Here is a 23130-nt window from a genome sequence, read left to right on the forward strand (position 1 = left end):
CTTCGGCGCGGTGGTCGTCCGTCAGAAATGGACAATCGTCTCGGTGATGCTGACCGCATTGCGGGCGCCGACGCTGCGCACGATGACCCGGTAATAAGGTCCGCCCTCGATCACATCGGCCGGGCGGCCGCCCGGGTATGCCAGCGAGCCCTTTTCGCCACTTTCGGTCAGCGACGCCCTGACCGGTTTGGCGCAGGAGTTCGCCGCGTCGTTGTCCGGCAATGGCTGGGTGCACAGACGGGTGATCGTGTAGCGGGTCTGGTTGCCGCTCGGCCCGCTCACCGACTTCCACGATTGCAGACAGACACCGAAACTGCCTGCTTCGTAGCCGGTGGCACAGGCATCGCCGGCCCAGTCGACGACCGCGCGGGTCGGGTCACCGGTCGGTCTGCGGTTGGCCGGATCGAGGTTTTCATGCGCCGTTGCGTAATAGGCGGAATCCGGAATGTCGAGAAAAAGCGCGCCGGTTTTCTTGTTGAGGTTCAGAAAGTCGATTGCTTCCTCGGCAGCCTGCGATGCATAGGCGATCGAATCCTGCTTGAAACCGAGGTTGCCGACGATCAGGCTCGATGTATTGACTGAACGCACCAGCGCCACCGCGGCGAGCGACAACGCCACCAGCGTGATCAATGCAAACAGCAGCGACACGCCGCGTTGCATCCGGTGGGGGGAGAACTTCTGGCTCTTCACGCTGCCTCCTCAGGACCGCCAGACGACGTTGCGCAACGGGATCACGGTGTCGTAGACCTTGTAGCGGTAATGCTTCCACTCGTCCTTCGCGCTGAGGTCGCCGTCAACCTTCAGCGTGATGCATTTGCCGCTACCGGATCCGCAGTTTTTTGCCCCCGCAGCGGTGACTGCCGGTGCCGTGCCGAGGTCCCACTCGGGCTCGGCAGTCGTCACTTCGTCGCTTTCGTACTGGTTGCTGCGCACGACAATCGCGATGCGGATCGCGATCACCCGCGCCCAGCCATCGGCCGTCGTCGGTTGCACGTCGTCGTAGACGTCGATCGAGCCGTCCGGCGTCGCCGACGTGTCCTTGCCGTACAGCGCACGCAGGTTGACGACTTGCGGAAAAATCTCGACCGCTGTCGGTGTACCGCTGCTTGCACGGTTGAAGTCGGTCATCACGAGGTTGCCCTTGACGACCGAATAGGAACGGTCGATGTAGCTCTGCCCGAGGTTGATCAGATAACTGGTGGCCGGATAGCCAGCCGGCGGGAACAGTGTCGAGACGACGGTCTGCGACGATCCCGACCCACTGCCGTTCCACGCCAGCGGGTCGCCGCCCGAAGCATGCGCGATGCTCTTGCCCGGCGTCGTGCCGACGCCTGTCGAGCGGAAGATCGTGCAGGTATTGGTGGCATCGGGCGCCGGCGGCACCGCGATCATCAAATCACCCGCCGCAACGCCTACGATGTTGTTGACGGCAAACTCGGTGACGCCGACCGCGCCGCTCTTCGGATGGTCGTTGGTGACCAGCGTCGGCACCGAAAAACTTTGCTTCGAACTGGCCAGGATGCGCACGGTATCCGGGTCACCGGTCTTCGCTCCAGGCGTGATCTGCGCCGGCACCAGCAGCCGCGTGCTGCCACCGTTGGCGGTCGTGAACGGCAGCGCGCGGATCGTGCAGCCGAGCCCGATCTGGCTCGCGCTGAGGCCATAGCCGGTCATCTCGAGGTCGCGCTGCAGCGTGAACAGCGCCAGCGCGCCGGTCAGCTGCGCATCCGAACCCGACGTCGTCGCGCGCTTCTGCCCTTCAGCGGCGAGCAGCACCTGCGAAATCACCAGCACCGCGATCAGACCGATCACCATGCCGACCATCAGCTCGACCAGCGTGACGCCGCGGGCAACGGCTGCGTGCGACAGCGAGGCGCCGCCACGGCTGCGCAGCGACATTGGCGGTGGGTTGACGGGATTGAACATCGGGTTCAGGTCCGGATCGCGGTGGAGGTGGTGTAGATGTGCGTCGTCTCGGCCGGTGGCGTCCAGCTGATCGTGATCGTCAGCAGGCCGGGCGACGGTTGTTCGACCACCAGCTGTCCGGCGGGCAGCATCGCGGCGATCTTCTGCTGGATCGCGAAACATTTCGGATGCGCGGTGCAGTTGCCGTCGCCGGCCGGCTTCGTGTATTTGTCGAGGTTCGGAATGTCCGACCACATGTTGCCGATCAGTTCCTGCGCCAGATAGGCCGCATCGCCGCGGAATTTCGCCGACGTCTGCGCCTTCGTCATCGCCGCCTGCAGGCCGACGACGCCGAGTACGCCGAAGGCGAAGATCAACAGAGCGACCAGGACTTCAAGCAGGACAAAGCCTGCTGCGCCGCGGCGCCGCTGTCGAGTCGAAAGGATCGATGGCTGGAAATGGTTCATGCTGGTGGGCATCGGCGCGGGTCTTCGGACGTCTGGCTGACCTTGGTATCGCACATGCGAACACCGCCGACCGGGCTGACATCGACCCGGTAGCTGCGGTACTCGGTCGGTGAGTTGGCGCTGCTCATCACGATGCGGCCAAGCTGGGTCGCATCCTTCGGGCGGCCAAAACCGTTGAAGATGATTTCCCTGGCGGGGGTCGCCCCATCGGCCTGTGTCGCGACGACCTTGGCCATCACATTGCCGTCGGCGGCGCTGTGCACGGCAAGAATCCGCGGCGCTGTCGATTCACTGGCCGGCGTTGCACAGTTGCCGACCGGGTCGTCCAGACTGACGACCCAGCTGCCGGCACTGGACGACAACACGCAGTCGTCGCTCAAGTCACTGACCAGCGAGAAACGAACGTCCTGGTTGCGGCGGATCGCCTCGCTGCGCGCGCGCTGCAGGCCGGCGATCATCGAATCGGCGGCATTGCGAATCTGCGCATTGCGCAACTGGGTGGTGATCTCTGGCGCCACCGCGACCAGCAGGATGCCGATGATGCTGACGACCGTCAGCACCTCGATCATCGAGACGCCACGCTGCCGGTTCGAGATCCTCATGGCAGGGCTCCGCGAATCAGCAATCGGACGCCTTGACCGCCCAGCAGGCCTTGCTGCCGCTGACGCCAGGAAACTTGGTCGTCGCCTTCGCGCCGGCGTGGTCGATCGTATATTCGTGACCCTGCGTGCGCGGTGCTTTTCCGGTCGCCCTCAGCGTGAAGCCCTGGCCACCATTGGTCAGCGTGCAACCGAAATCGAAATATTTCCTGCCAACCGGTGCAAAGTTCCAGTTCGTGCCGGCGGCGTTGGCGCAGGTGTTGCTGGTGCCGTAATTGCGGTTGTCCTGGTAATACTGCTCCATCTTCACGCGCATGTCGGACAGATGGGTGAAGGCTTCCGGAATCTGCCCGCGGCGCAGATAGTCGGTATAGGCGGGAAACGCGATCGTGGCGAGGATCGCGACGATCGCGACGACGATCATCAACTCGATCAGGGTAAACCCGCGATTCAGAACGGCTTTCATGCGATGGCTGCCTGTTGGCTCGGCAGGCCCGCGATGGGCCTACTCGACCTTCGCAGTGTCGGCCGATCCCGGCACAAACTGGAGACCGCACCGCCGAACGGTCGAAACCGGCGGACGAACGGCAACAATCAGTCGAACGGACGGCGCCCGGTGATCCGTCGGTACTCGCGTGAAGCCAGGCGGTCGGTCATGCCGGCCAGATAGTCGGCGATCGAGCGCACCGAGCGGCGGTCGCCATCAAAGCCTTCCGGCAACGATGCCGGGTCACTGGTGTAGGCGGCAAACAGCACTGCGACGATCTGCCGCGCCTGCTCGGTCGTTGACAACACCTGCGGATGACGGTACAGCCGTTCGCCGAGAAAGCGCTTGATCTCGACCACCTCGGCGGCCATTGCCGGGCTGAAACGCACCAGCACCGGCAGGCGTCGCACCTCATCGGCCGATGCCGGGGCAGCGTCGCGCAGCGCCTGCCCGGTGGTTGCGATGACGTCGTGGATCTGCGTCGACAGGATGCGTCGCGTGATCTCGAATACCAGCCGGCGGCCGCTGAGCGCCGGGAAATCGCGCTGCACGGCGGCGTGGAAACGGTCGAACAGTCCTACTTCACGCAATGCATCGATGTCGAGCAGCCCGGAGCGCAGGCCATCATCGATATCGTGCGCGTTGTAGGCAATCTCATCGGCGAGGTTGCACAGTTGAGCTTCCAGGCTCGGCCGGGTGGCGTCGAGAAAACGGCGGCCGACGCCACCCGGCTCGGCCTCCTCGAGTCGCCGCGCATTGGCGCGCGAACAATGTTTCAGGATGCCTTCTCGGGTCTCGAATGTCAGGTTCAGGCCGTCGAAGTCCGGATACTGCTGTTCGAGGTGGTCGACGACGCGCAGGCTCTGCAGGTTGTGCTCGAAGCCCTGGCCTTGCGGATCGAGTTCGCGCAGCGCATGGTTCAGCGCATCCTGGCCGGCATGGCCGAACGGCGTGTGGCCGAGGTCATGGGCGAGCGAGATCGCCTCGACAAGGTCTTCGTGCAGGCCGAGTCCGCGGGCGATCGAGCGCCCGACCTGTGCCACCTCCAGCGAGTGGGTCAACCGGGTGCGGAACAGGTCGCCTTCATGATTCAGGAATACCTGCGTCTTGTAGACAAGGCGCCGGAAAGCGGTGCTGTGGACGATGCGGTCACGGTCGCGCTGATACGCATTGCGCAGTGCGTCTTCCGCCTCTGGCCGCCGGCGGCCGCGGCCGCGCGCCGGATTGCTGGCCCAGGCCGCGCACGGCGGCATCGAGACATCGCCCACCGGCGCCCCCGCGTCAGGCGCAGTGTGCATCGATGACATCGGCCAGCAGCCGCTCGTCGGCGCCATGGACGCCGGCACGGCCGGGTGCCTCGATCAACACGAACTGCAGCTTGCCGGCATCGGCCTTCTTGTCGACCCGCATCAGTTCGATGTAGGTCGAGGCGCCGAGTGCCGGCGCCTTTGTCGGCAGGCCGGCGCGTTCGACCAGGTTCGCGATGCGTTCCATATACGCCCGGTCGATCATCCCGAGGCGGTGCGACAGGTCGGCCGCCATCACCATGCCGCAGCCGACCGCCTCGCCGTGCAGCCACTGTCCATAACCGAGTGCGGCCTCGATCGCATGACCGAAGGTATGGCCGAAATTGAGGATGGCGCGCAGCCCCGATTCGCGCTCATCCTGGCCGACCACCCAGGCCTTGATCTCGCACGAGCGGCGCACCGCATGCGCGAGCGCCGGGCGGTCGCGACGCAGCAATGCGTCGAGATGCTCCTCGATCCAGTCGAGAAAGGCGTCGTCGGCGATCGGTCCGTATTTGATGACTTCGGCCAGCCCGGCAGCCAGTTCCCGCTCCGGCAGGCTGGCCAGCGTGTCCAGGTCGGCGACCACCAGCCTTGGCTGGTAGAAGGCACCGATCATGTTCTTGCCGGCCGGATGGTTGATGGCGGTCTTGCCGCCGACCGACGAATCGACCTGCGCGAGCAGCGTCGTCGGCACCTGCACATACGGCACGCCGCGCATGTAGCAGGCGGCGGCAAAACCGGTCATGTCGCCGATCACGCCGCCACCGAGTGCATAAAGCACGGTCTTGCGGTCGCAGGCCTGCGCAAGCAGCCGGTCGAAGATCAGGTTCAGCGTCTCCCAGTTCTTGTGCGCTTCGCCGTCAGGCAGCACCAGTTGCAGCACTTCGCCGTGGATCTTGCCGAGCGTGGTGGCCAGCTGCTGCGCATACAGCGGTGCGACGGTGGTGTTGCTGACGATCAGCGCGGTCCGGCTGCGCGGCACGGCGTCGAAGCTTGCGGTGCTGCCGAGCAATCCGCCGCCGATCAGGATGTCGTAGCGCCGGTCGGCAAGCTCGATCGCAATCTGGTGAGAGGTAGTCGACATGGGGCAAATTCTAGGGCGGCCGTGTTCTCGGCCTGCAAGCGCACGGTCAGCCCGCGGTTCGCCGTTGTCGGCAGTCGATGGTTTCAGCGGCGCTGCCGGCCGACATCGGCGCGTCCGTCGCCCTGCCGCGCATGGCCAATCGACGACGGTGCGGCATCGGCACCGATCAGCCCGGCGAGTTCGAGTTGCATCAGGATCATGTTGACCAGCGTGTGAATCGACGGTCGGCCGGTCTCGATGATGAAATGCGCGGTCCGTTCATACAGCGGGCCACGCTGGGCATGCAGATCGCGCAGCCGGCCGAGCGGATTGGCCACCTGCAGCAGCGGCCGGTTCATATCGTGGCGCAGCCGCCGAAACAGTTCCTCCGGCGCCGAACGCAGATAAACAACGGTGCAGCCATCGCGCAGCGCATCGCGGTTCGCGGCACGCAGCACCGCGCCACCACCGGTCGCCAGCACACCACTGCGCTGCGCGACGGCATCGGCGATCACCGATTGCTCGACATCGCGAAAGGCATCCTCGCCTTGTTGCTCGAAAAACTGGCGGATCGAGGTGCCGATCCGCCGCTCGATCAGGTCGTCGGTGTCGGCAAAGTCCCAGCGCAGCCGGCGTGCCAGTTGGCGCCCGACGGTCGATTTGCCGCCGCCGGGCATCCCGACCAGCGCAATCAGGGGCAAGTGCTGCTTCCGGCCGGTGCCGAGGCTCGGGATATGAACATCGTTGCACTCGACACCACGCCGCTCGGCGATGTGAAGGCCACCGTGATGTTGCCGCTGCTCGTCACGTCGTCGAAGCCGAAGTTGATGCTGACGAAGCTCGCAATCAAGGTGCTCGGCACCGGCGATCCGCCGGCCACCGACGCCGACAATCCCGTCGTCGCCGACACCGAGATGACGGTACCGGCGGCCATCGGATTCAGCCGAACCGAATTCGCATCGGCAACGATGAACGACAACACGCCGGTCTTGCCGAGATCGTAGCGGGCGCTGTTCTGCACCGGATTGAAGCTGGAGATCAACAGCGTGCCGGCTGCGTCGTAGCCGATGCCGAGGCTGACCGGGCTGCAGCTGCCCGATGAATAGATGCCGCCGGCGCCCGAGGCCCAAAGTGGCCGGCCAACCGAGGTCGAGAACACCGTCTCGACCGCGCGACGCACATAGGCGCGACCCCAGGTCGCGTCGCAGGTCGACGGCTGTGACGGAATGTCGACCGAACCTGCCAGCAACGGCGATGCCGGCGTCGCACAGGCCTGGGTGCCAGCGGCTGTGCCAGGCAACGACAACGCGATGAACTGGTCGTTGGCCGGGTCGTACAGACCGTCGTACTTGCGATTCAGGAAGATGTTGCCGAGGTCCTGGAACTGCTCGCCCGCGGTAAAGACGTTGTTGCCGTCGGTATCGAGGAAGGACTCTTCGCCGAGCGCATAGGCGACGACGGTGACCCGCCCGTCTGCCGGTCGCGGCGCCGACGTGACGAAGTTCGCGCTGGTGCGTGCCAGGCCGCCCGACAGCTCGGTCATCTTGTTCGACTCGATCTGCCCGCCTTCGGCGACGAAGTTGACCGCGGTGCCAGCTGGCACCGGGTTGCCGAGGCGGTCCGACGCGATGATCGAATAGGTATTCGCGGTGCCATCGATGTTGAAGCCTTCGATATTGATCGTCTGCTGCGACAGCGAGAAATTCAGCTGCGACGGCAGACCGACAGCGATCGACAGCCCGCTCGAGACGGTAGAAATCGACGAGCTGGCGAGTGTCGCCTTCACGCGAACCGGTGTCGGCACGGTGCCCGAATTGATCAGCACGCTGACGTTGCCGAGGCTGTCGCTGAGCTTGGTGACCGCCTGGCTGCCGCCATCGATCGTCAGGCCGCCGGTCAATGTCGTCGGCTCGATGCGAACGCTCTGGTTCGGCAGGCCGTTGCCTGCCGTGTCGAGCACGCGGAAGACGACCGACGAGGTTTCGGTCAGCCCCGAGCCACGCAAGAAGATCGTCGACGGGCTTGCCGACGCAAACGTGATGCTGGCGACGGTCGGCGATGTCAGTTGCAACGTCAGCGAGCTGCTCGCCGAGCTGCCGGCGATGCTGGCCTGGATCGAGTCACTGGTGTCGGTTGCGCCACAGCCGCCATCGCGGTAAGTGAAGGTCGCGGTGCCGGTGGTGGTGGTCACCGACGAAGGTGTCAGCGTTGCCCGGCCCTTGGCAACGCAGGTCGACGTCAGCGCGATCGTCACCGGCGTACCGGCGGTGGTGCCACTGACGGCGACGCTGAGGTTGGTCTGCCCATAAGCGCTGAGCCTGCCGCCACCAAGATCGGATGTGAACGATGAAATCGAGACCGTCGGGGCAGTCAGCTGGAAACCTTGCCGCGCGGTCACTTCGGTGCCATTGATCGTCGTCGTCGCGATCACCTGATCGGCGCCACTGCCGCTCGACGATGCCGACAAGCCGACGCTCGCCTTGCCGCTTGCATCGGTCAGCGCGGATGCCACCGTGAAGGTGCCGAGGCCATCGGCGGTCGAGAATTTGACGACCTGACCGGCCACCGCCGCGCCGGTGCCATCCCTGACGGTTGCCGTGGCTGTCGCCGGCGACAGCGCAGTGACGACGGTCGACGACAACGCCAGCGAAATCGACGGCGCGGCACTGCCGGTCGAACCGCCGCCGCTGCTGCCGCCACCGCTGCCGCCTCCCGAGCCGCCGCCGCCGGTGGTGCCGCCAAAAGGCGCCGAGCCGCCGCCGCCGCCGCACGCCGCCAGCAATACAACCGTCAACAAGGCAATCCAGTTTCTGATCAATGAAGTCATCACGCCGCTCATGAAAAATCGTGCTTGAAGGACCGGAATCAGCGCGTGGCCGACCGATCGCCTATGACCTTGGGTGTGATGAAGATCAGCAGTTCGGTCTTGGTCGAGGTCTTGTTGCGGGTCTTGAACAGGTTGCCCAGGTAGGGCACGTCGCCGAGCCAAGGCACCTTGGTGACATCGTCGCGGTCGACCTGTTCGAAGATGCCGCCGATCACGACGGTGCCGCCATTCTCGACCAGCACCTGGGTCTTGACGTGCTTCTTGTCGATCGCCAGACCGGCGGCGGTGACCCGGCCAACGCTGTCCTTGTTGACGTCGACATCGAGGATCACGTTGCCCTCGGGCGTGATCTGTGGCGTCACCTCGAGCTTCAGCGTCGCCTGGCGGAACTGGATCGCGGTGGCGCCGCTCGACGTCGCGGTCTGGAACGGCAACTCCTCGCCCTGCTCGATCAGCGCCTTCACCTGGTCGGTCGTGATGACGCGCGGGCTCGATACGACCTTGCCCTTGCCGTCGGCTTCCAGTGCCGACAGTTCGAGGTTCAGGAAGCGGTTCGCCGATGCGCCGAACAGCGACAGCGCAAAGCTCGCCGCGTTGTAGTCGTTCTGGCCGACTGCCGGCAGATTGACGAACTGGCTGTTCGAAAAATCGGTCGCGCCGGTCTGGCCGGTCTGCGCGGCGATCGCATTCATGTTGCCGCCGATCGAGATCCGGTTGCTGCCGCCGACGCCGCGCGAATCGTTGACGCCGAGCTTGACGCCGAGCGAGCGGCCGAACTTGTCGTCGGCGATGACGATCCGCGCCTCGATCAGTACCTGGCGCACCGCGATGTCGATCTTCGCGATCAGTGACTGGATTTCCTCGAGCTTGGCAGGCGTGTCGCTGACGAACAGCTGGTTGGTCCGGCTTTCGTACAGCACGCTGCCGCGGTTCGACAGGATTCGTGTCGCGGTACCGGCGCCGCCGCCGCTGCCCTGCGCCGAAGTCTGGCCGGTCAGCCCGCGGGCGACCTCCTCGGCCTTCGTGTAGTTGAGCTGGAAGGCCTGGGTGCGCAACGGCTCGAGTTGCGCGATCTGCGCCTTCGCCTCGAGCTCGAGTTTTTCCTTCGCGGCCAGTTCGTCCTTCGGCGCGATCAGGATCACGTTGCCGGTGCGCCGGGTACCGAGATTTTTCGCCTCGAGGATGATGTCGAGCGCCTGGTCCCAGGGTACGTCCTTCAGCCGCAGCGTGACGTTGCCGGTGACCGAATCGCTGGTCACGATATTGAAGTTCGTGAAGTCGGCGATCACCTGCAGCAGCGCGCGGACCTCGATGTTCTGGAAATTAAGCGACAACTTGTCGCCGGAATATTTCGGGCCCTTGACAAGGCGGTTCGGATCGAGTTTTTCCGGCCGCACCTCGAGCACGAACTGGTTGTCGCTCTGGTAGGCAGAATGTTCCCAGTTGCCGGTCGGCGTGACGACCATGCGCACGCGGTCGCCGTTCTGGAAGGTCGAGATCGTCTGCACCGGCGTACCGAAATCGGTCACGTCGAGACGGCGTTTCATGCTGTCGGGCACCGTCGAGCGCAGAAATTCGACCACCAGCGTGCGTCCCTGCTGCCGGATGTCGACGCCGACCTGCGGGCTCGGCAGATCAACGATGATCCGCCCGGCGCCATCGGTGCCGCGACGGAAATCGATGTTCTGCAGCGATTGCGACGAGCGTGTTTCGGAGAACGGAACCACCGCGGCGCCACCGGGGGTAGGCGTCACCGGCGTCGTCACGGCCGGCGCAGTCGCGGCAACCAGCGGCGCGCTGCGCACCGGCGGTGGCGGCACCGGCGCCGGCACTGGTGCCGGCATCGGCGTGGCAATCGGCGTCGGCGCCTCGGCGGCAAACACCGGCCGCACCGCGTCGGGCCGCTCGACGACCAGCAGCAAGGCATTGCCTTGCAGTTCGGCGCGGTAGTTCGCCGCCTGCTTCAGGTTCAGCACCAGGCGGGTGCGCTCCTGCCCCTGCGCGACATTGACCGAGCGGATATTGCCCTGATTGACGTCGATCAGCGATTTGCCCATCGCGTTTCCGATCCCCGGCAGGTCGACCGCGACCCGGGGCGGCGACTGGATCGAGAAACCGCGCGGCACTTCGCGCAGCGGCTGGGAAAGTTCGATCCGGACCACATCACCACTGCCCTGCGGGCTGCTGCTGATGCCCTGGATCGCGTTTTGAGCCCATGCCGGCAACGCGCCGCACATCAGCATCGCAGTCACCGCGAGCAGGCGTCCGCAGCGACGGTTGAGGAGCTTCGTGAAGCCCGGTTCGGCAGTCTTGTTCATTTCGCTTTTTCCTGGAGCAGGAGCGAGCCGGGACGCTCGATCCATTCACCCGTGGCATCCTGAACGATCTCTCTCAGGGTGATTTCTTCTTCGGTGATCTTCGTGATCTTGCCGAAGTTCTGACCAAGGTAGTCCCCCTCCTTGACCTGGTACAAAAGCTTGTCGACGCGCAGCAGCGCAAACGGCCGACCGCCGCGACGCAGGAAGCCGACCATCTCCATGCTGTCGAGCGGAAAGGCTTCCAGCGGCTCCTTGCGGCGGTTCAGTTCGGCAGTGAACAGCGAGCTCGGTGCGCGTGCATCCTGCTGGCGCAGACCGACGGTCAGTTTCTGCGCGCTGAACGGCTCGACGCCGTCGAAGGCCAGATAGGCCTGCGGCCGGAACTGCTTCGGTTCGGACAGCGGCGTGACATTCGGCTTGACCTCGCGCTTCTGCTGATCCATCCAGGCCTGCAGTTCCTCCTGCTCGACCGCACAGGCGGCAAGCAGCAGCGGCACGCAGGCCAACCAGGCGAAGCGCGACAAACGACGGACGCTGCTCATTTCGGCGCCTTCGCAGTGGCCGCCGCGTTGGCCTGGCGGACCTGTTCGATTTCACCCTGGTCGAGATAGCGATAGGTGCGTGCCGTCGCTTCCATCGACAAGGCTCCACTCGGATCGGTGCGGACACCGACGATGTTCATGTTGTGCAAGGTGACGATTCGCGACAGATTCGCGATATCGGCGGCAAAGGCACCCATGTCGTGGTAGCGGCCGCTGACCTTGATCGCAATCGGCAACTCGGCGTAATAGTCGCGAACGACGACCTGGCCCGGGCGGAACAGCTCGAACTGCAGACCACGGCCGATGCCGGCCTGGTTGATGTCCGACAACAGCGCGGCCATCTCGGCCTTGCCCGGCAGCTGTTTTTCGAGCTGCAGCACATATTCCTCGACCTGGCGCTTCTGCTTCAGCAATTCCTCGAGGTTGACGGCCTGCGTCAGCTTGCTGCGGTATTCGGCCTTCAGCGTCGGTTCCTTCGCGCGTTCGGCCTCCAGTTCGTCCTGCGCGTCCGACAGCAGCAGAAACCAGCCGCCGACGACGACCGCAACGGCAACCAGCGACCAGACGAGCACCCTGGGCAGGATCGGCCACTGGCCAGGCTGGTTCGGATTGAGGTCACGGAACTGGTCGCGCGCACCAGCAAGGGCGGCGCCAATGTCCATCCGGGACGGTGCACGTTTCTTGGTCGTCGCCATGGGATCGGTATCTGGTAGGCGCTAGCGGGCCGCGACGGCTGGCGCCGGTGCGCTGGCTGCCTCGGCTGCTGGTGGTGACTGGTCCTGCTGACGCTTGACGCTCAGACGGACCGAGAAGTCGAACAGCCGCGGCAGGTTGCGATTCGCCCCCGGCTGCTGATTGGCAAGCTTGATCTCGATCAGCTCGGGCTTGGTCAACCAGGCCGAGTTGTTGCCGGTGTTGCGCAAGAACTCGGACATCCTCTCGTTGGTCTGCGACACACCGGTGATGTTCAGCACCTGGCCATCCTGCCGGACCGACGTGAAATAGACGCCCTCCGGCGTATGGCGCACCAGTTCGTTGAGGATGTGCACTGGCACATTGCGGTCGAGTTGCAGGTTCTCGACCGCCGCCTGACGCGCCTTCAGCGCCTCGATCTCGGCGCGCAGCGTCGCAATGTCCTTGATCTGCGCCTCGAGCTTGCGAATCTCGGCCGACAGGAAATTGTTGCGACCCTGCTGGTTCGAGATCATCTGCTGCAGCACGCCGAACCACAATGCGACGACGCCGGCGCCAATCACCGCGGCCAGACCGAGCCCGGCATAAAACGCAGCCTTGCGCCGTTGACGCTTTTCCTCCCGATGCGGCAGCAGGTTGATGAGGATCATTGGACAAATCTCCGCATCGCCAGGCCACAGGCCGTCAGGTAACTCGCCGCTTCGCGGCGCAGCTTGCTTTCACGCACCGCCGGACCGAGCTTCATCTTCTCGAACGGATTGACGATCATCGACGCGAAGCCGGTCAGCGTCGTCACCCTGTCCTTCAGGCCGGCAAGCGTTGCGGTGCCGCCGGACAACATCACGTAGTGAACCTTGTGGTGCGGCGTGCTGGTGAAGAAATATTGCAGCGCGCGGCCGATCTCCTGCGCCAGGCTGTCGACAAACGGCGTCAGGATCGCGGTTTCGTAGTCGTCGGGCAGGTCGCCTGCGAGCTTCTTCTGTTCGGCCTCCTCGAACGAGAAGCCGTACTGGCGCGAAATCAGCTGCGTCAGCTGCGAACCACCAAACGCCTGATCACGGTCGTACAGCATTTCATCGTTGCGAAGCACCTTCAGGCTGGTGGTGTCGGCGCCGATCTCGAACAACGCGACCAGCGAATCCTTGCCGTGGTTCGGCAGCGCCTCGACCAGGCGGCTCATCGCCAGCCGAGATGCATGCGACTCGATGTCGAGCACGACCGGCTTCAATCCGGCCGCCTCCGCCAGGCCCTGGCGATCCTGCACGCGGTCCTTGCGCGACGCTGCGATCAGCACGTCGACGTCGCCGGGCGACGATGCGCTCGGCCCGATCACATAGAAATCGAGGCTGACCTCGTCGAGCGAAAATGGAATGTACTGGTTGGCCTCGGCCTCGACCTGCACCTCGAGCTGCTCTTCGCGCAAGCCGGCCGGCAGCATGATCTTTTTCGTGATCACCGCAGATTGCGGCATTGCCATCACGACCTGCTTGGTCTTGGATCCGCTTTTCTGCACCAGCCGCCGAACGGCGTCGGCAACCTCATCGAATTTCTCGATATGGCCGTCGGTGATCCAGCCGCGCTCGAAATGTTCGGAAGCGAATCGCTCGAGAACAAAATTGCCGCCAGCATCCCGCGCCAGTTCCACCAGCTTGACACTGGTAGAGCAGATATCGAGCCCCAACATCGGTGGGGGCTGCTTTCCCAGTAGTCCATCCAGGAAACTCAAGGTGCAATCTCCATTGGCGGCAAAGGGCTCGTGGATGCTAATAAACCACTTCAATGCTAGCAGTAAAGCCCTTGTCGAACCTAGTTATTCGGCATGCTGACAGTGGCCACGCGTTGCAAAAACGTCGACGCGGGCAAAGCGCCAAAGCAGTCTAACGGCTTGCCGGGCCGCCAAACGCCGGATTTGCACCGACAAGAAGCGCTTCAACCGCGGCCGGGAAAGGCGATGACGCCCTTCTTATAATTGCGAATTACCCAACTTGGAACCCCAAGAGTGATCTTCAGCGCCTGGCTGATGATGCCTCCGGCGCGCCGATGTCGAAAGCGAAACCGTCAAAACTTCCACCCTGGTCCGGCTGGATCGGCAAGATCGCCGGTGGCCTGCTGGTGGTCGGCGTCGGTGGTGCCGCGGTGGTGTTGCTCGCCGTCGGCATTGCGTTGGCGGTCGCATTTCCGAATCTGCCCGATCTTGACGGCCTGACCGAATACCGGCCGAAACTGCCGCTGCGCGTGTACTCGGCCGATGCGGTGTTGATCGGCGAATTCGGCGAGGAGCGGCGCAGCTTCACGCCGATCGACGAGATCCCGAAGGTCGTCCAGGATGCGGTGCTGGCGATCGAGGATGCGCGTTTCTACGAACACGGCGGTGTCGACTACCTTGGCGTCGTGCGCGCCGGGTTGGCCAATTTTGTCGAGTCACGAAGCCAGGGCGCATCGACGATCACGATGCAGCTGGCGCGCAATTTCTACCTGTCGACCGAAAAGACCTTCACCCGCAAGATCTACGAGATCCTGCTGGCGCTGAAGATCGAGAGCCGGCTGAGCAAGCCGAAGATCCTCGAGATCTACATGAACCAGATCTACCTCGGCCAGCGCGCCTACGGGTTCGCGGCTGCCAGCGAGACCTATTTCGGCAAGCCGCTGAAGGAGATCTCGATTGCCGAGGCGGCGATGCTGGCCGGCCTGCCGAAGGCGCCGTCTGCCTACAACCCGATCGCCAATCCGAAACGGGCGACGATCAGGCAGCTTCACATCATTGACCGGATGCTGGAGAACGGCTACATCACCGAAGCCCAGCGCAATGAGGCGCGCGCGCAGCCGCTCAAATACCGCACACCGGCCAGCGTCTCGGTGCATGCCGAATATGTCGCCGAGGCGGCGCGCCAGCTGATCTACGCCCATTACGGCGACGATGCCTACAGCCGCGGACTGAATGTCTACCTGACGCTCGATTCGAAGGAGCAGGCCGCGGCCTACCGCGCGCTGCGCAAGGGCATCCTCGACTACGAGCGGCGGCAGGTCTACCGCGGCCCGGAGGACTTCACCGAACTGCCGGCGCAGGCCGCAGAACTCGACGCCCGGATCGCCGAGGCACTGGTCGACCATCCGGACAACGATGAGCTGAAGGCCGCGGTGGTGCTGCAGGCGAGCCCGTCCAAGGTCGTTGCGGCACTGCAGAGCGGCGAAACGGTGACGATCACCGGTGACGGCCTGAAGCCTGCGACATCCGGCCTGGCCGCCAACGCCAGCCCGAAGGTGCAGGTCAGGCGCGGCGCGATCGTGCGCGTCGTCAAGGGTGCAAAGGGCGACTGGACGATCACCCAGTTGCCGGAGGTCGAAGGCGCCTTTGTTGCGCTCGACCCGCGCACCGGCGCCGTCCGCGCGCTGGTTGGCGGGTTCGACTATTCAAAGAACAAGTTCAACCACGTCACACAGGCATGGCGGCAACCGGGTTCGAGTTTCAAGCCGTTCATCTATTCGGCGGCGCTCGAAAAAGGCTTCACGCCGTCGACGGTGATCAACGACTCGCCGCTGTTTTTCGATGCCGGCGATACCGGCAGCCAGCCATGGGAGCCGAAAAACTACGACGGGCAGTTCGACGGCCCGATGTCGCTGCGCAAGGGCCTGGCCAAATCGAAGAACATGGTGTCGATCCGCATCCTGCAGTCGATCGGCCCGGGTTATGCGCAGAAATTCATCACGCGTTTCGGCTTCGATGCCGAAAAACACCCGGCCTATCTGACGATGGCGCTCGGCGCCGGCGCGGTGACGCCGATGCAGATGGCGTCGGCCTACGCGGTATTCGCGAACGGCGGCTACCGTCTGAACCCGTTCCTGATCCAGAAGGTCGTCGACTCGAAGGGCAAGGTGCTGACCGAAATCCAGCCGCCGCAGCTCGACGAATCGTTGCGCACGATCGATGCCCGCAATGCCTTCCTGATGACCAGCCTGCTGCAGGAGGTGACGCGCGCCGGCACCGCGGCCAAGGCCCAGGCCCAGCTGAAGCGGCCGGACATCTATGGCAAGACCGGCACCACCAACGATTCACTCGATGCCTGGTTTGCCGGCTGGCAGAAGGACGTCGTCGCGGTCGTCTGGATGGGTTACGACACGCCGCGCAAGCTCGGCGAGCGTGAAACCGGCGGCGGTCTTGCGTTGCCGGTCTGGATCGACTACATGGGCCAGGCGCTGCGCGGCGTGCCGGTCGACGACCCGGCGGTTCCGCCGGGGATCTCGTACATCGGCGGCGAGTGGTACTACGACGAATATGCGCATCGGGCCGGCGTCACCAGCCTGGGTCTGGAAGACCGACTGCCGCCGCCACCGCCAACCGAGGAGGAGCGGCGCAGCATCCTCGATCTGTTCAAGCGCTGAGCCGGTGCCGGTCGGCGCGCGGCCTCAGGCGGCGGCTTCGAAGCGCAACGATTGGCCGGCCAGTTCGCTGGCACAACGCGACAACGTCTCGAAAAAGTCGCCGCCATCTCTTGTGTCGGCCCAATGGCCGCCGTCGAAGCGGAAATGGAAGCCGCCGGAACGTGCCGCCAGCCACAGTTCGTGCAGCGGCGGCTGGGTATTGACGACGATCTTGCCGCCGTTCGGAAACTCCAACTCGAGCAGACCGCCGGTGCGGCTGCTGTCGATGTCGATGACGTCGTCCTGCAGCCAGCGGTCGACCGTTTTTTCGATCCCGGCCAGCACCGCATCGGTGCGGGCAAGGTATTCCGAATCGGACAGGCCGTCGTTGGCGAGGGTGCCCGATGGGCCGCTGCTCTGGGTCATGGTCGATAGAATCCCGGGGATGCACATCCAGCCACACAGTGTAGCGAGGCAAGCGATCAACGGTCTCGCCAGTGGCCGTGCCGGCGGTGAGGTCGCAGGCCGATGGCTGCGCCGCATTGCTGCCACGTGCTGCAGTGCGCTGCTGATCGCCTGCGGACAAAAAGGTCCGCTGACGATGCCTCAACCGATCTCCCCACCCGGCGGCGCCGCCGCCGCAAGCGCCGCAAGCGCCGCGAGCGCACCGGCAGCAGCCGCCAATCGCTGATTCCATGAATCTCCTTCCCGGATCTCCGCACGTCGCCTATATCGGCGACTCCTTGCACGTCGAGCAATGTGCACTCGACCAGCTTGCTGCCGAACACGGCACGCCGCTGTATGTCTATTCGCGCACCGCAATGCTCGAGGCGCTGGCCGGCTACCAGCGCGCGCTGGCCGGGCGCGACCATCTGATCTGCTACGCGATGAAGGCGAATCCGAACCTCGCGGTGCTGCAGACCTTTGCCGCCGCCGGATGCGGTTTCGACATCGTCTCGATCGGCGAACTCGAACGTGTACTGGCCGCGGGTGGGGATCCGGCGAAAACCGTTTTTTCCGGTGTCGGCAAGACCGCCGACGAGATGCGTCAGGCGCTGCATGCCGGCGTCTTCTGCTTCAACGTCGAAAGCGAAGCCGAACTCGAACGTCTGTCGGACGTCGCGAACCGCATCGGCAAGCTCGCTCGGGTGAGCCTGCGCGTCAACCCGGACGTCGATGCACGCACCCATCCGTATATCTCGACCGGGCTGAAGGCGAACAAGTTCGGCGTCGCCCACGACCGCGCCGTCGCGACCTACCTGAAGGCGGCCGACCTGCCCGGCCTCGAGGTGGTCGGCATCGACTGCCACATCGGCTCGCAGATCACCGCGGTCGAGCCTTATCTGGATGCGCTCGACAAGCTGCTCGATCTGGTCGAGGCGGTCGAGGCGCGCGGTCTGTCGTTGCACCACATCGATCTCGGCGGCGGGCTCGGTATCACCTATTCGGACGAGCAGCCGCCGGCAACCGACGAACTGGTCGGCCGACTGCTGCAGCGCATCGATGAACGCGGTCACGGGCATCGCAAGATCCTGTTCGAGCCGGGCCGTTCATTGGTCGGCAATGCCGGCGTGCTGGTCAGCGAGGTGCTGTATCTGAAGCCGGCCTGCGGCGCCAGCGATGGCGCATCGTCGGACGGCAAGAATTTCTGCATCGTCGATGCCGGCATGAACGACCTGATGCGCCCGGCGATGTACGAGGCCTGGATGGCGATCGTGCCGTGCCAGCGGCGCGACGAAGCGGCCCAGCAATACGACGTCGTCGGGCCGGTCTGCGAATCGGGCGACTGGCTGGGCCGTGACCGTGCGCTGGCGGTGCGCGAAGGCGACCGCGTTGCGGTGTTGTCGGCCGGCGCCTATGGCATGAGCATGGCGAGCAACTACAACAGCCGCGGCCGCGCCGCCGAGGTGATGGTCAGCGGCGGCCAGGCCTGGCTGGTGCGCCGCCGCGAGCTGGCGGCCGAACTGTTCGCGCACGACCAGCTGCTGCCGGCCCGCTGAGCGCGCGGCCGCCTGCCTTGTCAGGCGACGCCGATCCGGCCCTCGGCGACCGCATGGCATGCGACGCGCACGCCAGCGCTGTCGATCAGCGCCGGCTGCTCGACCTTGCAGCGCTCGTTCGCATGCGGGCACCGCGGATGGAACGAACAGCCGGGCGGCGGCTTCAGCGGATTCGGTACCTCGCCCTGCACCGGCGTGCGATCCAGACCGGTCCTGCGGATGTCCGGAATCGCATCGAGCAGCATCCGCGTATACGGGTGGCGCGGCCGCTCGAACAGCTCGTGCTTGTCGGCGAGCTCGACGATGCGGCCCAGGTACATCACGCCGACGCGGTCGCTGACATGGCGGACGACGGCGAGGTTGTGCGAGATGAACAGGTAGGTCAGGCCGCGGCTGCGCTGCAGGTCCTTCATCAGGTTCAGCACCTGGGCCTGCACCGACACATCGAGCGCCGAGGTCGGTTCGTCGCAGACCAGAAATTCCGGCTCGGTGGCAAGCGCCCGCGCAATCGAGATGCGCTGCCGCTGGCCGCCAGAGAACTGGTGCGGAAAACGCTGCATATCGCCGCTGCCGAGGCCGACCGACTGCAACAGTTCGCCGACCCGCTGCGCCAGTTCGGCTGACGATTTGGCGAGGCCGTGTTCGAGCAACGGTTCGCCGACGATGTCGAGCACCTTCCAGCGCGGGTTCAGGCTCGCATACGGATCCTGAAAGATCATCTGCATGCGCCGCCGCAGTGCCGGTGCATCGGCACTGCGCAGCGTGCGCGCGATGTCGCGGCCGTCGAAGCGAACCGATCCGGCGCTCGGCGGCAACAGGCCGACCAGCAGCTTTGCGACCGTGCTCTTGCCGCAGCCGGATTCGCCGACCAGCGCCAGCGTGCGGCCGCGTTCGATCGCAAAGTCGACGCCGTCGACGGCGTGGACATATTGCCGCGATCGCCTCTCCAGCACCCGGTTCAGCCATGGCGGCGAGACGTCGAAGGTCCGGCTCAGGCCTCGCGCCTCGACCAGCGGCATCGCGTCGGTCGGCTTCATCGGGCGGCCCCGTCCGGTGCATGCAGCCAGCAGGCAGCCTGCGTGGTGCCGGCATCCAGCAATTCCGGGCGCTCGATCGAACAGCGCGCGAAAGCCTGCGGACAACGCGGATGGTAGGCGCAGCCGCTCGGTATCGCATTCAGCCGCGGCATCGAGCCGTCGATCTGCAGCAGCCGCTCGCGGGATTCGCCCATCACCGGAATCGAGCCCATCAGCCCGACCGTGTACGGATGGGCCGGCCGGTGGATCACCTGCTCGACCGGACCGATCTCGGCGATGCGGCCGGCATACATCACGACGACACGGTCGCAGGTTTCGGCAATCACTCCCATGTCGTGCGTCACCAGCATCACCGCGGCGCCATGCTCCCTGCACAGCCGCTTCAGCAGCAGGATGATCTGCGCCTGGATCGAGACGTCGAGTGCGGTCGTTGGTTCGTCAGCGACGATCAGCTTCGGTTCCGCAGCCAGCGCCAGCGCGATCACGACGCGTTGCCGCATGCCACCGGAAAACTGGTGCGGGTACTGGTCGAGCCGTTGCTCGGCGGCCTGGATGCCGGTTTCCTCGAGCAGGCTGACCGCGCGCCGGCGCGCATCGGCGGCCGACAGCGGCAGATGCGTCTGGATCGTCTCGATCAGCTGCCGGCCGATCGTGTACAGCGGGTTCAGCGAGGTCAGCGGGTCCTGGAAGATCGCGCCGATGCTGCGGCCGCGGATCCGGCGCATCTGCTCGTGCGGCAGATTGTCGATGCGCCGCCCCTCGAAGCGGATCTGGCCGCCGGCGATGCGGCCGGGCGGATCGAGCAGGCCGATGATCGCCGAGCCGGTCAGCGATTTGCCGGCACCCGATTCGCCGACGACGCCGAGGATCTCGCCGGCGGCGATGTCGAAACTGATGCCGTCGAGGGCTCTGAGCGTGCCATGGCGGCCCGGAAATTCCACCCGCAGCCGATCGACTTCCAGCAGCGGTGCACTCATCGTGTCGTCATCGCAGACGTGGGTTCAGCGCGTCGCGCAGCCAGTCGCCGAGCAGGTTGACGCTCAGCGCGATCAGCACCAGCATGATCCCAGGGAACAGCGTGATCCACCATTCTCCGGACAGCAGGAAGTCGTTGCCGATCCGGATCAACGTGCCGAGCGACGGCGAGGTCGGCGGCACGCCAACGCCGAGGAACGACAAGGTGGCCTCGATGATGATCGCGGTGGCGATCTGTATCGTCGCGAGCACCAGCACCGGCCCCATCACATTCGGCAGCACGTGGCGGCGCATGATGCGAAGCGGCGTGACGCCGATCAGCCGCGCCGCCTGCACATACTCCTTCTGCCGCTCGACCATCGTCGAGCCGCGCACGGTGCGCGCATATTGAACCCAGCCGGTCAGCGAGATCGCGACGATCAGCACCGCAAAGGCCAGCACCTCGTTGGCGCCCGGAAACAGCGCGCGGCCGACGCCGTCGATCAGCAAGGCGATCAGGATCGCCGGAAACGACAACATCACGTCGCAGATCCGCATGATGAAGGCATCGAGCCGACCGCCGACGAATCCGGACAGCAGACCGAGCGAAACGCCGACGACCACCGACACGAACACCGACGCGGCGCCGACCAGCAGCGAGATCCGCGAGCCGTACATCAGCGCCGACAGGATGTCGCGTCCCTGGTCGTCGGTGCCGAGCAGGTAGGTGCTTTTGCCTTCGCTCATCCAGGCTGGCGGCAGGCGGGAATCGGCCAGTTCGAGGCTGGCCAGGTCGAATGGATCGTGCGGCGCGATCAGGTCGGCAAAGATGGCCGAGAAGATGCAGACGAAGGCGATGAATGCCGCCAGCATCGCCAGCGGCGAATGCCTGAAGTCGTACCAGAGATCGCCGGCAAAAAACCGGCCGAGGCGGCCGACGGGCGGCGCGGCATCCACGCTGGACGCCGCCGTCGCGCCGTCGATCACTTGACCGTGACCCACTTGTACGGCATCTGGTTGTCCGGCAATTGAACGACGCTGACCGACTTCTTCATCCCCCAGGCCAGCGCCTGCTGGTGCAGCGGGATGTGGCCGATGTCGGCGGCATGCACGTCGAAGGCCTCGCGGATCATTGCATTGCGCTTGTTCTGGTCGATCTCGCTTTGCACCGCGAGCGTCAGCTGGTCGATCTTCGGATTGCTGTATGAGCCGAGGTTGAACTGCCCCTGGCCCTTGTCGGTCGGCGTTGCCAGCAGCGACGACAACACGTTGTGCGAATCGTAGGTGCCCGGCGTCCAGCCCAGCAGGTAGAAGCTGGTATCGCGGCGCAGGATCTTCGGAAAATAGGTTGCCTTCGATTCGGTCTGCAGGTTGACCTTGACGCCGATGCGCGCGAGGTTGGCGGCGATCGCCTGGCAGATCGCGGCGTCGTTGACATAACGGTCGTTCGGGCAGTTCATGCCGACCTCGAAGCCGTTCGGATAACCGGCATCGGCAAGCAGCTTGCGGGCCGCATCGGCATCATGCGGCAGGCGCTTGTTCAATTCCGGCACGAAACCCTTGATGCCCGGCGCGACCATCAGGCCGGTCGGAACTGCGGCATTGCGCATCACGCGGCTCTTGATCGTCTCGATATCGATCGCCTGGTAGAAGGCCTGGCGAACTCGCTTATCCTTGAACGGGTTTTTTCCCTTCACGCTCGAGTACAGCAGTTCGTCGCGTTTCTGGTCCATGCCGAGAAAAATCGTTCGCAGTTCCGGGCCCTGCAGCACGGTATAGGCCGGGTTGGCCTGGATGCGGTCGATATCCTGCAGCGGCACCGGCTCCATCAAGTCGACTTCGCCGGACAGCAGCGCAGCAACGCGAGTCGCGGCATTGCCGATCGGCGTGAAGATCACCTCGGTGACATTGCCCTCGACCTTGTCCCAGTAGTTCATGTTGCGCACAAGCACGGTCCGCGCGCTCGGCTGGCGCTCCTTCAGCCGATACGGACCGGTGCCGTTCGCCTTGAACGAGGCGGTGTTCTCGATGCCCTTGCGCTTGTCGACCGGCACCGCCGCATTGTTTTCCTCGGCCCACTTCTTGTTCATCACGAAGACCAGCGTGATGACGTCGGGGAGGATCGGAAACGGCGTCAGCGTCTCGATCTCGACGACATGGTCGTTGACCTTGCGAACCTCCTTGAACGACGAGGTATAGCCCTTCATGTCGGAGCCGTCACCGGCCGCGCGCCGGAACGAGAAGACGACGTCGTCGGCGGTCATCTCGCTGCCGTCGTGGAATTTGACGCCCTTGCGCAGCTCGAAACGCCACACGGTTGGCGATGTCTGGCTCCATTTGGTCGCCAGCCCCGGCACCAGTCCAAGCTTCTTGTCGCGCGATACCAGCGGCTCGTAGATGTTGTTGGTGAAGGTCAGCTGCAGCGACTCGTTCAGCGAATGCGGATCCATCGATGTCGCATCGCCCTGATTTGCCACACGCAATGTCACCGCATGGGCCGTGCCGGCGAGCAGCAGCATCGCAGCGGCAGCAAACAGTCTGGGCTTGAAGGTCATCTGGCGACTCCTTGGGTTGTGGCAGGCTGGAAATG

At 64.9% G+C, this 23130-nt stretch carries 22 protein-coding genes; 3 read left to right on the top strand and 19 right to left on the bottom strand.

Annotated features, from left to right (window positions below; genetic code table 11):
* Nucleotides 1-21: 21 nt before the first annotated feature.
* The 14 genes from ACNH6H_RS07005 to ACNH6H_RS07070 form a co-directional block, all read right to left on the bottom strand.
* Complete coding sequence (locus ACNH6H_RS07005) at nucleotides 22-690, bottom strand: pilus assembly PilX family protein (protein ID WP_418316770.1); 669 nt, start codon at nucleotides 688-690, stop codon at nucleotides 22-24.
* Between the two features lie 9 nt (nucleotides 691-699).
* Nucleotides 700-1926 (bottom strand): PilW family protein, encoded by a 1227-nt coding sequence (locus ACNH6H_RS07010; RefSeq protein ID WP_418316771.1) that lies wholly within the window; start codon nucleotides 1924-1926, stop codon nucleotides 700-702.
* 5 nt (nucleotides 1927-1931) lie between these two features.
* The gene (locus ACNH6H_RS07015; RefSeq protein WP_418316772.1) at nucleotides 1932-2384 is read right to left on the bottom strand and encodes a type IV pilus modification PilV family protein; all 453 of its coding nucleotides are present in this window, start codon (nucleotides 2382-2384) and stop codon (nucleotides 1932-1934) included.
* Nucleotides 2369-2974: a GspH/FimT family pseudopilin gene (locus ACNH6H_RS07020; RefSeq protein WP_418316773.1), complete on the bottom strand. Its 606-nt coding sequence runs from the start codon at nucleotides 2972-2974 to the stop codon at nucleotides 2369-2371. Before ACNH6H_RS07020 ends, ACNH6H_RS07015 begins: the two co-directional genes overlap by 16 nt.
* 16 nt (nucleotides 2975-2990) lie before the next feature.
* Nucleotides 2991-3437 carry a type IV pilin protein gene (locus ACNH6H_RS07025; RefSeq protein ID WP_418316774.1) on the bottom strand — a complete coding sequence of 149 codons (447 nt, stop codon included), beginning with the start codon at nucleotides 3435-3437 and terminating at the stop codon, nucleotides 2991-2993.
* A gap of 128 nt (nucleotides 3438-3565) precedes the next feature.
* On the bottom strand, nucleotides 3566-4756 hold the full coding sequence (locus ACNH6H_RS07030) for a deoxyguanosinetriphosphate triphosphohydrolase (protein ID WP_418316775.1): 1191 nt from the start codon (nucleotides 4754-4756) through the stop codon (nucleotides 3566-3568).
* Entirely contained in the window at nucleotides 4740-5831 is a 1092-nt protein-coding gene (aroB, locus tag ACNH6H_RS07035; RefSeq protein WP_418316776.1) for a 3-dehydroquinate synthase, read from the bottom strand. The genes ACNH6H_RS07030 and aroB overlap by 17 nt, the downstream gene beginning before the upstream one ends.
* A gap of 83 nt (nucleotides 5832-5914) precedes the next feature.
* Nucleotides 5915-6511 (bottom strand): shikimate kinase, encoded by a 597-nt coding sequence (locus ACNH6H_RS07040; protein WP_418316777.1) that lies wholly within the window; start codon nucleotides 6509-6511, stop codon nucleotides 5915-5917.
* On the bottom strand, nucleotides 6502-8637 hold the full coding sequence (locus tag ACNH6H_RS07045; RefSeq protein WP_418316778.1) for a hypothetical protein: 2136 nt from the start codon (nucleotides 8635-8637) through the stop codon (nucleotides 6502-6504). The genes ACNH6H_RS07040 and ACNH6H_RS07045 overlap by 10 nt, the downstream gene beginning before the upstream one ends.
* Before the next feature lie 38 nt (nucleotides 8638-8675).
* Nucleotides 8676-10955, bottom strand: coding sequence for a type IV pilus secretin PilQ (gene pilQ / locus ACNH6H_RS07050; RefSeq protein ID WP_418316779.1), 2280 nt, complete (start codon nucleotides 10953-10955; stop codon nucleotides 8676-8678).
* Nucleotides 10952-11497: a pilus assembly protein PilP gene (locus ACNH6H_RS07055; RefSeq protein ID WP_418316780.1), complete on the bottom strand. Its 546-nt coding sequence runs from the start codon at nucleotides 11495-11497 to the stop codon at nucleotides 10952-10954. The genes pilQ and ACNH6H_RS07055 overlap by 4 nt, the downstream gene beginning before the upstream one ends.
* Nucleotides 11494-12192: a type 4a pilus biogenesis protein PilO gene (locus ACNH6H_RS07060; RefSeq protein WP_418316781.1), complete on the bottom strand. Its 699-nt coding sequence runs from the start codon at nucleotides 12190-12192 to the stop codon at nucleotides 11494-11496. The genes ACNH6H_RS07055 and ACNH6H_RS07060 overlap by 4 nt, the downstream gene beginning before the upstream one ends.
* Before the next feature lie 21 nt (nucleotides 12193-12213).
* Complete coding sequence (locus tag ACNH6H_RS07065; RefSeq protein ID WP_418316782.1) at nucleotides 12214-12840, bottom strand: PilN domain-containing protein; 627 nt, start codon at nucleotides 12838-12840, stop codon at nucleotides 12214-12216.
* Complete coding sequence (locus ACNH6H_RS07070; protein ID WP_418316783.1) at nucleotides 12837-13874, bottom strand: pilus assembly protein PilM; 1038 nt, start codon at nucleotides 13872-13874, stop codon at nucleotides 12837-12839. The genes ACNH6H_RS07065 and ACNH6H_RS07070 overlap by 4 nt, the downstream gene beginning before the upstream one ends.
* Before the next feature lie 356 nt (nucleotides 13875-14230).
* Between ACNH6H_RS07070 and ACNH6H_RS07075 the strand changes: the two genes are divergently transcribed.
* Entirely contained in the window at nucleotides 14231-16570 is a 2340-nt protein-coding gene (locus ACNH6H_RS07075; RefSeq protein ID WP_418316784.1) for a penicillin-binding protein 1A, read from the top strand.
* 24 nt (nucleotides 16571-16594) lie between these two features.
* Here ACNH6H_RS07075 and cyaY read toward each other — a convergent pair whose 3' ends face one another.
* A complete protein-coding gene (gene cyaY, locus ACNH6H_RS07080) occupies nucleotides 16595-16930 on the bottom strand; it encodes an iron donor protein CyaY (RefSeq protein ID WP_418321264.1) in 336 nt (111 codons plus the stop codon).
* Nucleotides 16931-16994: 64 nt separating this feature from the next.
* Here cyaY and lptM point away from each other — a divergent pair, with 64 nt between their 5' ends.
* Both lptM and lysA read left to right on the top strand, forming a co-directional pair.
* The gene (gene lptM / locus ACNH6H_RS07085) at nucleotides 16995-17240 is read left to right on the top strand and encodes an LPS translocon maturation chaperone LptM (RefSeq protein ID WP_418316785.1); all 246 of its coding nucleotides are present in this window, start codon (nucleotides 16995-16997) and stop codon (nucleotides 17238-17240) included.
* A 4-nt stretch (nucleotides 17241-17244) separates the two neighbouring features.
* Nucleotides 17245-18549 carry a diaminopimelate decarboxylase gene (gene lysA, locus ACNH6H_RS07090; RefSeq protein WP_418316786.1) on the top strand — a complete coding sequence of 435 codons (1305 nt, stop codon included), beginning with the start codon at nucleotides 17245-17247 and terminating at the stop codon, nucleotides 18547-18549.
* A 20-nt stretch (nucleotides 18550-18569) separates the two neighbouring features.
* Here lysA and ACNH6H_RS07095 read toward each other — a convergent pair whose 3' ends face one another.
* The 4 genes from ACNH6H_RS07095 to ACNH6H_RS07110 are packed head-to-tail and all read right to left on the bottom strand — an operon-like array spanning nucleotide 18570 to nucleotide 23095.
* The gene (locus ACNH6H_RS07095) at nucleotides 18570-19586 is read right to left on the bottom strand and encodes an ABC transporter ATP-binding protein (RefSeq protein WP_418316787.1); all 1017 of its coding nucleotides are present in this window, start codon (nucleotides 19584-19586) and stop codon (nucleotides 18570-18572) included.
* Complete coding sequence (locus ACNH6H_RS07100) at nucleotides 19583-20563, bottom strand: ABC transporter ATP-binding protein (RefSeq protein WP_418316788.1); 981 nt, start codon at nucleotides 20561-20563, stop codon at nucleotides 19583-19585. Before ACNH6H_RS07100 ends, ACNH6H_RS07095 begins: the two co-directional genes overlap by 4 nt.
* Nucleotides 20564-20570: 7 nt before the next feature.
* A complete protein-coding gene (locus tag ACNH6H_RS07105) occupies nucleotides 20571-21497 on the bottom strand; it encodes an ABC transporter permease (protein ID WP_418321265.1) in 927 nt (308 codons plus the stop codon).
* Between the two features lie 26 nt (nucleotides 21498-21523).
* Nucleotides 21524-23095: an ABC transporter substrate-binding protein gene (locus tag ACNH6H_RS07110; protein ID WP_418316789.1), complete on the bottom strand. Its 1572-nt coding sequence runs from the start codon at nucleotides 23093-23095 to the stop codon at nucleotides 21524-21526.
* Nucleotides 23096-23130 lie beyond the last annotated feature (35 nt).

The sequence above is a fragment of the Pseudideonella sakaiensis genome, assembly GCF_048320135.1.
In the GTDB taxonomy this organism is placed as follows: Bacteria; Pseudomonadota; Gammaproteobacteria; order Burkholderiales; family Burkholderiaceae_C; genus Ideonella_A; species Ideonella_A sakaiensis_A.